This is a genomic window from Macrococcus sp. S115 (assembly GCF_030067655.1).
GTDB classification, from domain to species: Bacteria; Bacillota; Bacilli; order Staphylococcales; family Staphylococcaceae; genus Macrococcoides; species Macrococcoides psychrotolerans.
Map to the genome: position 1 here is coordinate 1 of NZ_JASJES010000014.1, position 10,341 is coordinate 10,341.

The 10,341-nt window shown below is 32.4% G+C and carries 16 protein-coding genes and 1 tRNA gene; 10 read left to right on the plus strand and 7 right to left on the minus strand.

Features of this window, described 5'->3' with window-relative positions:
* Positions 1-209: HIT family protein (locus QNJ52_RS11260; RefSeq protein ID WP_481817301.1), on the plus strand; the 209-nt coding region annotated here is incomplete at its 5' end.
* Positions 210-218: 9 nt separating this feature from the next.
* Here QNJ52_RS11260 and QNJ52_RS11265 read toward each other — a convergent pair.
* Positions 219-788, minus strand: coding sequence for a tyrosine-type recombinase/integrase (locus QNJ52_RS11265; protein ID WP_283722629.1), 570 nt, complete (start codon positions 786-788; stop codon positions 219-221).
* A gap of 267 nt (positions 789-1,055) precedes the next feature.
* On the opposite strand from QNJ52_RS11265, the gene QNJ52_RS11270 reads away from it, so the two are divergent.
* Positions 1,056-1,259, plus strand: a complete 204-nt coding sequence (locus tag QNJ52_RS11270; protein ID WP_219494987.1) for a hypothetical protein — start codon at positions 1,056-1,058, stop codon at positions 1,257-1,259.
* 727 nt (positions 1,260-1,986) lie between these two features.
* Here the strand turns inward: QNJ52_RS11270 and QNJ52_RS11275 are convergent.
* The 3 genes from QNJ52_RS11275 to QNJ52_RS11285 all read right to left on the minus strand — a co-directional run bounded on the left by QNJ52_RS11275 (position 1,987) and on the right by QNJ52_RS11285 (position 3,562).
* Entirely contained in the window at positions 1,987-2,124 is a 138-nt protein-coding gene (locus QNJ52_RS11275; RefSeq protein WP_283722630.1) for a hypothetical protein, read from the minus strand.
* Between the two features lie 55 nt (positions 2,125-2,179).
* On the minus strand, positions 2,180-2,785 hold the full coding sequence (locus QNJ52_RS11280) for a hypothetical protein (protein WP_101045286.1): 606 nt from the start codon (positions 2,783-2,785) through the stop codon (positions 2,180-2,182).
* Positions 2,786-3,469: 684 nt separating this feature from the next.
* Positions 3,470-3,562 (minus strand): type I toxin-antitoxin system Fst family toxin, encoded by a 93-nt coding sequence (locus QNJ52_RS11285; protein WP_157821401.1) that lies wholly within the window; start codon positions 3,560-3,562, stop codon positions 3,470-3,472.
* 162 nt (positions 3,563-3,724) lie between these two features.
* On the opposite strand from QNJ52_RS11285, the gene QNJ52_RS11290 reads away from it, so the two are divergent.
* From QNJ52_RS11290 to QNJ52_RS11310, 5 genes are all read left to right on the plus strand, one after another.
* Positions 3,725-4,096 (plus strand): hypothetical protein, encoded by a 372-nt coding sequence (locus QNJ52_RS11290; protein WP_283722631.1) that lies wholly within the window; start codon positions 3,725-3,727, stop codon positions 4,094-4,096.
* A 520-nt stretch (positions 4,097-4,616) separates the two neighbouring features.
* Positions 4,617-5,060, plus strand: coding sequence for a plasmid mobilization protein (locus QNJ52_RS11295; protein ID WP_283722632.1), 444 nt, complete (start codon positions 4,617-4,619; stop codon positions 5,058-5,060).
* A complete protein-coding gene (locus tag QNJ52_RS11300) occupies positions 5,042-6,139 on the plus strand; it encodes a relaxase/mobilization nuclease domain-containing protein (protein WP_283722633.1) in 1,098 nt (365 codons plus the stop codon). Before QNJ52_RS11295 ends, QNJ52_RS11300 begins: the two co-directional genes overlap by 19 nt.
* A gap of 40 nt (positions 6,140-6,179) precedes the next feature.
* Complete coding sequence (locus tag QNJ52_RS11305) at positions 6,180-6,323, plus strand: hypothetical protein (RefSeq protein ID WP_157819726.1); 144 nt, start codon at positions 6,180-6,182, stop codon at positions 6,321-6,323.
* A gap of 1 nt (position 6,324) precedes the next feature.
* A complete protein-coding gene (locus QNJ52_RS11310; protein WP_283722634.1) occupies positions 6,325-6,945 on the plus strand; it encodes a hypothetical protein in 621 nt (206 codons plus the stop codon).
* Here the strand turns inward: QNJ52_RS11310 and QNJ52_RS11315 are convergent, their stop codons facing one another.
* Together QNJ52_RS11315 and QNJ52_RS11320 are read right to left on the minus strand one after the other, a co-directional pair.
* Positions 6,946-7,785, minus strand: a complete 840-nt coding sequence (locus tag QNJ52_RS11315; protein ID WP_283722635.1) for a helix-turn-helix domain-containing protein — start codon at positions 7,783-7,785, stop codon at positions 6,946-6,948.
* Between the two features lie 379 nt (positions 7,786-8,164).
* Positions 8,165-8,236, minus strand: a tRNA-Cys gene (locus QNJ52_RS11320).
* A 19-nt stretch (positions 8,237-8,255) separates the two neighbouring features.
* On the opposite strand from QNJ52_RS11320, the gene QNJ52_RS11325 reads away from it, so the two are divergent.
* The gene (locus QNJ52_RS11325; RefSeq protein ID WP_101041028.1) at positions 8,256-8,510 is read left to right on the plus strand and encodes a hypothetical protein; all 255 of its coding nucleotides are present in this window, start codon (positions 8,256-8,258) and stop codon (positions 8,508-8,510) included.
* 44 nt (positions 8,511-8,554) lie between these two features.
* Here QNJ52_RS11325 and QNJ52_RS11330 read toward each other — a convergent pair whose 3' ends face one another.
* A complete protein-coding gene (locus tag QNJ52_RS11330) occupies positions 8,555-9,247 on the minus strand; it encodes a phospholipase A2 family protein (RefSeq protein WP_101035967.1) in 693 nt (230 codons plus the stop codon).
* 12 nt (positions 9,248-9,259) lie between these two features.
* On the opposite strand from QNJ52_RS11330, the gene QNJ52_RS11335 reads away from it, so the two are divergent.
* On the plus strand, positions 9,260-10,147 hold the full coding sequence (locus tag QNJ52_RS11335; RefSeq protein WP_283722636.1) for an MFS transporter: 888 nt from the start codon (positions 9,260-9,262) through the stop codon (positions 10,145-10,147).
* A 10-nt stretch (positions 10,148-10,157) separates the two neighbouring features.
* Positions 10,158-10,341 (plus strand): HIT family protein (locus QNJ52_RS11340; RefSeq protein ID WP_283722637.1); only part of this gene is annotated, 184 nt, incomplete at its 3' end.

The following is a 10,341-nucleotide window of genomic DNA, read 5'->3' on the forward strand; positions in this document are numbered from 1 at the left end:
AAAAAAAAATAATTAACGTTATCGAAAATAATTTTCAAGTTTTAGGAATTACCATGGCCATAAATAATGGGCGTACTATGGATGATGGCGTACATTTTCATGTGCATATAATACCTAGATATACAAATGATGAATTTTGGGAAAACATCAAAATCCACAAACAAAAATTAGATAAGCAAAAATTAAAAAATATACTTAACTTGCTATAAATTGTTATTTTATAATGTATACATATTACTCATATTTTTGGTGATTTCTTCATCCATCATATCTTGATTTATCCCTATATATATAAGTGTTACAGATTGAGAAGAATGGTTAAATAAATCCATCAACAAAGCGACATCCTTCGTTTTCTTGTAGTAATGGTAACCAAATGTCTTACGCATCGAATGTGTCCCGATTTCACTTAAACCGATTGATTTTGCTGAATGATTTAATATTCTATAGGCCTGTACACGACTGATGGGTTTACTTTTGCCCTCAGAATCGAGTTTATTGCTTTTAAACAGATAATCTTCATCCTCCAGGAACTGAATATAACGATCGATATCCTCCTTTAGATGATAGAGGGGGATTTGTTTCTGTTTACGGGTCTTCTGTTCTCTGAGCTTGATTATATAGTCCTTAATATCCTTTTTCTTTAATCCCAACATGTCACTCACTCTTAGACCGCAGTTAATCCCTAAATTAAACAGAAACACATCTCTTTCTGATCCATAATACGCAAGTGCCTCCTTCATCTCCTGTATCTTCTTCACATCTCGAATCGGCTCCACGCTATTCATCAAAATCACTCCTATATGATACATATAATGTATTTATTGTTATCATTATGATACATTATTTGAGACATAAAAATAAACCCCTCTTTTTACGGGGTCTGTCATGTAACATAATTCCTATTGTGTTACATTATTTAAGGTTTAAATATAGTAAAATGTTTTTTTCAATATTTAAACCTTAAATAATGTAAATAATATAAAAGTAATTTCTATTTGACTAAGTTACAAAAAAAGTATATATTGAACAAAAAATAAAATGAGGTTTATATAATGGATATCATATGGTTAATTGTTTTTTGTCTAATAATTATCTGGGTTGCAATTACAATAGGGCTTTTCATTAGAAGATTGTTAAATAATATGAAGCAGAGAACAAAAAGTAGAATTGAATTAGAAGCACTGCAGAAGAAAGAACTTGAGAAAAGAATTGAAATATTGGAGCAACAATTGGCAGAGAGAGATAATAAACTTTAAAAGATCTGGAGAGATCTCAGATTGAAGACAAACTCACAATTCTAAAAGTGAGTTTGTCTTTTTTGTCATGTAACATAATTACCATTATGTTACATTAATTTTTAAGGTATACTGAAAAAAATAAATTATAGAGGTGATAAAATATAAATATAATGAAACATTATACTAATTACTTTAATTTTATCTAAAGAAATATCCATTATTTAAAAATAAAGTAGTGTCATGGAAGAAAGTGAGATTTCAATGGCTAAGAAAAAAGAAAGGAATAGTGAAGTAATCTATTCAACATCGAAGGAAATTGTCATCAATATTGCGAGGTGAAAGTATGACCTATAAATTTTATAAGATTTTGACTAGTCTAATTATTATTAGCTTTTTATTTATCTTTCATTATTATTTAGCAAGTACAATGCATGAAGGAGTGGATAGACCTCTATGGATTTATTTTTTAAATCCAATAATTGCTATCATTCTGTATATTATTTTTACAACTTTAGGTGAAAAAATTTATAAGAAGGAAGATGATAACCGTGACAAATAAGACTAATTTATTAATTACTACCACAGTAGCAGTTTCTTTATTAACTTCTACTTTTATATCCCCATTAAAAGCAAATGCTGAAGCACAACAATCTGTAAAAAGTCAAAATTTTTCTGTTGATAATATAACATATACAAACGATAAGATTATTATGGAAGATGGTTCAGAAGTGAAATACGGCACTAATTATAATTTGGACAGGATCATCTGCGCTAATACTTGAACAAGCTGTAAAGAATTTAAACGTTTCGTGCGTTTGCTCTTCTTCGACACTCTATCAAAGTAGACTGCTTCTGTATCTAAGTTGAAATATACTAATGACATTACTTCATCATCATCTTGAATTCTTAACTTGTAACATTTTTCTTTTTGTGTTACTTTATTTTTTAAAAATTCTACTGAAAAAACCTCTATGTTCTCTAGAATCTTTTTCATCTTTTAAATCTTTATAGAAGTTATCAACTTTGTTATCATTAAACTCTCTTTGACTTCTATCAGCTTCAGTAGTTACATGTAAATCTGTTGTATTTTGCTTTACATCTTCTTTTATTCCTTTTAATTCTGTTTCAAGAGCCTTAATTTTATCATTTGATTGTAATTGTAATGACTGTTGATTGTGTAATAATTGTTGTTGTTGCTTAAGTAATGAAGTTAAGTCTTGCTTATCATCTTGTAATGATTGTATCTGTTTGTCTTTATCGTTAATCATTTGTCTAAGCAGATCTATTTCATTACTATTGTCTGAAACACTTTGAATGTCTTTATCTTGCTTTGTATCATCATGCATTAGTTCAGATACATCTATATTCAACTGCTTGGCCTTATTTTTGAGTATTCTATTCTTAATTGCTTCAACATCATCAGCACTTGAAACATATAAAGTATTGTCTTGCTTAGTCAATTCTATTTTCAATTTTTTAGCGTTATTAAATACAGTTTGTTTACTTACATTCAGTTCATTAGCAAGATCAATACACGATTTCATTTTATCAACCCTTTATCAATAGTTTGTTAAACGTTTGCCTAATCATATCTAAACTTGATAATCCTTTGACAATCATTTGTTAAGTATCTCAAAGACAATTATATCAATACATCTACCTTAATTAAATGCAATTAGTTATTAAGTTATTCATGAAGTGTTAGACAACACTTCATGAAATGCTATATTAGTTTATTAAGTGTTTGCCAATGATTTGTTAAGGCTTAGTACAGACAACGTACAAGCAACGATAATGTATTTGAATGGTTGTAAAGTCCTAAAGTAGTTTAAAGGTTTGTTAGAACGCTTTATTGCTCTTATAAGGTGCTATTTATATGTTTATTCAGGAATATTTCTTAGTTATAATAAAAGAAATAAAAGATTGAGGTGATTATATGTCTGAGGAAAAAACAGAGGTGAAAAGATTAAAGTTGTTTTTACTGACGGAAAAGCTATCACTGGGACATATTTATTTGCACCACAGTATGAGATCATTATCGAAACAGAAGATGGACGAGAAATAACGATATTTAAACATGCTGTAAAGTATGTCTATGTCGTTGATTAGTTTTACAAAGAAAACTGAATGAGATATAATAAAGTTAACAAGTAGAAATTCCATGGAAACACCGAACCCCCTAACTGCTAGGAACAGTTAGGGGGTTTTTTAGGCGCTGGTATGCCGTCTTAATCCTTACGTTGATCTAACCAGTGAGAAAACAACGCAAGTGCTACGCCAACATACAATGGCGCAATAACGTTAACAAGTAGAAATTCCACAGAGATCACCTCCTTCCATAAGATCTCGCCTATGGAAGTAAAGACGGCTTACTCATTATATCGAATTACTATGGTTTCTTCTATAGTGCTTACCTTATCCATTTTATCTCTCAAAAACACGTGGCATAATAAGGGTAACGATAAACATCAGGAGGATATGTCATGACAAATATTGATTATGAAAAAGAACTACAAGCGTTAGAAGAAAAAAAGAAACAGCTATTAAAAGAAAAGCGTGAAAAAGATAAGAAAGAACTTCAGACCTTAAAAGCAGTCTTTGGTAAAGACTTCCCAAGAAAGGAGAACGGTAAATTCATCTCGTTGGATGAATTCAAACAGAATTATGTGATTGCACATAAAGATCATTCAGGGATCGATCAGAATCAGTTCAGTGCTGTTCAGGATGAACTGAATCAGTTAAAAAAGAATTTAAATGCCATTGCGGATGCAATGGACGATTCAAGAGGCTACTGGCACGTGAGTGATCTTAAGGGGTTAACGAACTGGTTATCACAGTTTAGAACGAAGGGCTAAACTGTGATAACCAGTCTTACAAAAGATACGAGTATACAGTATCTTTTGTATCGAATGGATTGGATGAGGATGACGTAAGTAGTCATCATATTCAAATCAATTTGATGAGGTTTTCTACAAAGATCCATCCAAACATCACATGATGTTTGGATGGATCTTTGTATTTTATATCATCTGTATATTTCTTCGAAATATACAGATGATATAAAACGAAAGGGTTAAGGGAAAAGCTTTTCCCTTACAAGGAGGTGAATGATACTTTGCGAAGCAAATGTATACATTCGCACTGCTTGACCAAAACATTTATGTACAATTTATGGTACAATTGAGATAAACATCGTGACAGAACAATTGGACATAAATGTTTTGTGTTCTTGTGATGTGATGGCTGTTGTTAATCTCAAATGCGAGCGAATAGTGAGACATTTGGATTTACAACAATCGTGTGAATGTCTGCGACCGAATAGGGAGCAGTCTGAACCGATACATCATATCACTTCGGCACGGAGTGGCGTAAAAAATGACGAATGAATATGAGCTATTTTTTACAGAATGGAGGGACGAACAAGTGAGCGAGGCAAAGAAAAAATCAAAGATTATTTCTTTCCGAGTGAACGCAGATGAATATGATGTGATCGCTGGTACAGCTTCAAGTGCTAACTTGAACATCACATCATATTTAAAGGCGCGCGCATTAGGAGGGAAGATTCATCGTCCACTGATGAAGTCAGAGGATATTCAGAGTATCTTACCACCACTTTCAAAATTATCCGGTGAGATCAGTAGGGTGGGGAACAATATGAATCAGTCGACACGTGCTTTAAAAGCTTTAGCACGTGAACCTTATGTTGGTGCTGTAGAATTGAATGCGATTAAAAAGCTGACAGAAGAATTTCAGGCATCTCAGCATGAATTTGAACGACTTCAGAATGAGGTGCATCAGATATGGCACAGACTAAAGTAGCATCCTCTAGAAGTGCCACCGCATCCATCAAATATGGGCGTGATGGTAAGGATAAGGACACACAGGAGAAGAAGTGTATCGCAATGTCTGGGATCAACTGTGATCCGAGTAACGCTGAATATGAATTTCGTGTCGTGAGGAAAGCGTTCAACAAGGCGAAGGACGAAGGCAAGCACATTCAGGCACATCTCATTGAACAGTCCTTTAAAGGCCGTGATATTGACCCTTTTGAAGTGAATCAGATGGGATATGAACTGGCCGAACGGCTGAATGAAGCACTCGGAGGGGGCTTTCAGGCCGTCGTCTATACACATGGCAATACAGACAACTATCATAATCACATCGTGTTTAATGCGGTTAATTTAGAGGATGGCCACAAATATCACTGTTATCAGGAAAAGAAGATCGTCGAACGCATCAATGATGCGGTTGTACAGGAACATGGTTATCCCGTCATTGAAAAGCATAAGGAACGTGGCACATCGGTCACGATTAAAGAACAGAAACTCAAGGATAAAGGCGAATATATATGGAAAGATGATCTAAGAGCACGAATCGATCAGGCATTCGAAAAAACAAAGGATAGCCTTCATTTCGATTTAGAGCGCTTTAAGGCGCATCTAACCGATCTAGGTGTCAACATAAGGGAAAGATTCAATCAGAAGCAACAGATGACCCGTTTTTCATATGATTTTATCGACCGGGATGGTAAGAAACGTATCATACGTGAAAAAAATTTAGGAGTTGATTATGGTGCCGAGGGAATCCAATACGGACTGGAGCAGGAACGAGAATCTTATGAACGATTTAAACGACAATCAGGATTCACATCTCTCCCAGCAGGTCGTACAGCTAACGTTGAAGTACCAGAAAGCAGAGATCGCATTCAACAGTATGCACGACAAGTACTTGACGCTCGTATCAGAGATGCAGGGGATGAAACGCTACAACGAGACACTCAAACAGGAGATGCGCACGGTCATCAACGAAAATCGAACACTCAAGACCGAACTTCAGAAGACCATCCAACACAGCCAGGACAAGATAGACGCCATGACCGTGGTGGATTTGAACGCTGAAAGTCTTAGACGGGACGTCCTAACGGATCTGAAAAGAGAGATGAAGTCTGAAATAGAGATGCATCAGACGGAGCTGAATCATAGCTACCTCAGAACAAAGCTTATCCTGAACTATATCCCCGTCATCATCAGTCTGATCTTTGTGATATTCACCATCTATTATCTTATGACAGGGATGCATTAGAATGTTCACATTCCTCTATTATGGCATCCCGATCTGTATCGTTGCTTTGTGTCTCTATTTAATATTCGTATTGACGGCGAAACTTGAGGACCATCTCGCATCGTTAAGATTTACACTGCCTTTATCTGTGATGCTCTTCGGCATAGGGTTCACAATCAGTACATGGACGCCTTTATCACCGTTACCTTATTATCAGGCGCATCTACATGTACAGAAAGTCCAACAGCAGTCCAAAATAGCTGAGACCTATCTGAATGGCTTAGTGGATAAAGGATTACTGAATACGACCGTTAAGAAGCATGTCACACATCAACACTTTTCAGTCGCACAGAACAAAATCAGTCAGATTGATGACCCGAGGAAACGTAAGGCTCTGATGGATAAACACAGTGATTATTTATCAACATATGAACATCAGATTGGTGACAGGCTCATCCGAAAGCTTCAACTGGAAAATCTCAGTATCTCTGAATACAGTAATCTTTCGGCACATGACTATGACAATGTCCGTTATCAGATTCAGCAACAAATTAAGACACCACGAACGGAGCAGTTTTTCCTGGAACGTGTTGAGAAGTTACAGAAACGACATAATCTCGAGTATCAATCTGTCACACCCTAATTAGATGACAGCATGATAGACATAGAACTGTTGTGCAATATATTCACGAATAATCCCGATATAGTACGCTCTGTCGCTCTTTATTTCAGATTTCTGTCCGTGATAGACTTTTTTCTTTGCCTTAACAAGTGATTGTATCGCATAGTTCATAATTTCAATGTGATCTTCAGTGCTATAGATGTTGTTACCGATGGTTTCTTTTAGCATGACTTTATACAGGGACAGAATTTCTTCATCACTAAAGAAGGGTTTTGCGACGTTGTAAATTGCGTCAGGCACTTCCATCGGTTTGACACGGATATCTGAGTTTTTAATGTTATGATATAAAACTTTAGACTGTTTTTTTACAGAACGTTTTCTGTTACTTAAAAAGATATTTAATAGATTTAAAAAGAATATAGTTTCCTTTTTTGCGTGAACATGTTGTAAAGCCTGTTGAGACAGTTCTTTTCCGGTCTTAATAAGGTCATTAAGCATATTCATTTTAGCGTATTCATTTTTTTCTTTGATGATTTCATATTGTGTATAAGTGTTGATACGATAGACATTTGCGCCGTTATTTTTTCGTTTACCACTGCGTGTATGAATTTTAGTGATATATCCCTGTTCATCTAAGTATTTGAGTATACGATAAATCGTTATTTTACCTAAATTGAGTTTGTCAGCAATCGTTTGTAGCTTCAAGTGTGAAAATCCGATAACTTTTAAACTATGTTGTTTTAATAGGTTTAACACACGGTATTGATTTTTTTTGAGATGTTTATTGTAAATCTCAACCGTTCGATCCATTGCGATGATTGTTTCAAAATTGTTGTCAAAATCGTTCATGATGTAAGTCATTGTGATCATTCCTTTTTTAGATTTTAGGAACGAAAAAAGAGTACACGCCGGTCTTTTCCATGGCATGCACTCTATGACTTTTATCATATATTATGTTTCCTTAAATCATTCTTTCGATTTGTTTTATTGAAAACTGTTTAAAAATCGGGTATGATTAAAACATAATCTTATAAGAAGAGTTTAAGGAACATTCTAAAGTGTTTGCCGATGTACGCGATCGGTAAGCGATTAATAACTGCTTGCAACAGTTATTAATGCTGAATGTTCTTTTTACGTTCAATTAAGTTATCTAAATTGTATAACTTATTTAGATAAATATCAAATTAAATATAAAAAGTATTTGATTATAAAGCGAAATGATATAATATGCATAAATAAAAGGAGATAATCGGATTTGAACCGATGATATTGGTTTTGCAGACCAATGCCTTAACCACTTGGCGATATCTCCATATTAGGGGGAAATTAATTTGAATAAAATCATTAGTTTAGTTTTCAGTATTACCTCTTATATTTTATATATCTTAGTAGTTATTTCACCATCAAGTGATAGCATAGAAATATCAGATAAATTTTTATATGTTTCATTGATATGCTCAGTAATAGGAGTTATTTTTGGAATAATTGAGAAAAATAAAGCTATATCAATAATATTGATTATCGTTGGACTAATACCAATAATAGTATTTGTCATTTCTGTTATGTTTTCTTTCCTCATTGCATAATATTGAGAAACAAATAATATATTTGTTTCTCAATATTTTCTATACTAACAACCCATCGCAAGTCGTTTTGCAACAAATGTTCCAGTAATAAGATGCTTGTATCCATTAGATGTACTAGCAGCACAATCAATTAATGTTTTATCGCAAGTGCATCTATCTGGGTATGATTTATAACTACCATAACAATAGTCATGCGAACGACAACAAGTGTCTAATGAATTAATCGGTGTACCACTGCCACACCCTGCACCACACCATTTAAATTTCATACTTCCAAAAGTACAACAACCATTTTGAATACAAGGGACACTTATTTGAGGTAAAATATCTTCTTGATAGTCGTATTCATCATATTCTTTTAAAAACACATTATTTAGAGTAGGTGCGTCTTGATTATATGATGCAATTTTTTTGTTATTTATATATGTTGTTACTTTTTGTTGATTCTTGTTATGCACTAGTAACTGTACAAAAGAATCATTTATTTTATTTTCAAAAGTCATAATAGCTAATTTAATATTTTCTGCGATGTTTAAAATTTTTGTATTCGCAATATATAATTCATCTGAATTATCAAAGTGAATTTCTGATTTTACTGACTTATCAATATTTTTAAAGTTTGTATAATTAACTTCCGTTACTCTTTCGAGATTATTTAAAACTTCTTTTTCGATATCATTTAGTGATTTTTCATTTGTCGTAGATAAATAAACTTTTTTAATTCCATAACCTTCCATTGTATTACAAATATGATCCTAGCTATATGCTATTCATTTTACTCGCCAGCACTTAAATCAATTGTAGCAGATTTATTTGATAAGAATGATATTCCTAAGGTGAATTCCATTCAAAACATATTTTCTGAGTCTCTAAAAATAATTGGTCCTATCATTGGAATAATAGTTTATAAATATATAGGGTTTACTGGTGCATTGCTAATAAACGCTCTTTCATTTTATTTAGCGGCATTGAATGAATATAGATTTATTAATATTAATAGTTCTAACAACATATTAAAAGAAAAACAAAAAATAAATATTATTGGTGAATTTTTAGAAGGTTTTAAATATATTAAAACGGAAAAACAAATTTTAAATTCTTTAATAATAATTGCACTTTTGAATTTTATACTTGCTGGTTTTAATTTAATTTTACCTTATATATACAAACTTCATAATAGTAGATTTTTAGATACGAATACTTATGGTTTAATATTAACAATTGAAGCAATAGGTGGCATCTTAGGTGGATATATCTATAGTAAATTTGATAAAAGATTACAAGAATTAAATATTAATGTACTATTAATACTAATTGGAATATCTGTATTTTGCATTTGGGGTTCATTTAAGGTGTACCTATATTTAATGTATGTTGGTTTTTTCTTCATAGGTTTTTCTCTATCGATATTTAATATTTCCTTTTTTTCAAATATTCAAATAAACACGAACAATAAGTACTTAGGTCGTGTTTTTAGTGTGATATTTACATTGGCATCAGTATTGATGCCAATTGGAAATTTTACTTTTAATTTATTAATCGATATTTATAAGTTAGATACTTTTTTGATAATATCATTATTACTATTTATGTTATCTATTCTTAACTACGCCTTAAATAAAATAAATTTAGTCTAGGAGTGTTATCATGGATAAATGCATTTTCTGTCATGGTATATCCAATGAAGATGTCCTGATTCAAACTGATAATTTTTTTGTGGTTTTCGATATTGATCCAATACAAGAAGGACATTTACTTATTATTTCCAAAAAGCATATTATGAATATAAGTCAATTATCGAATGATTTATTGTTAGAGCTGAGTATATTAG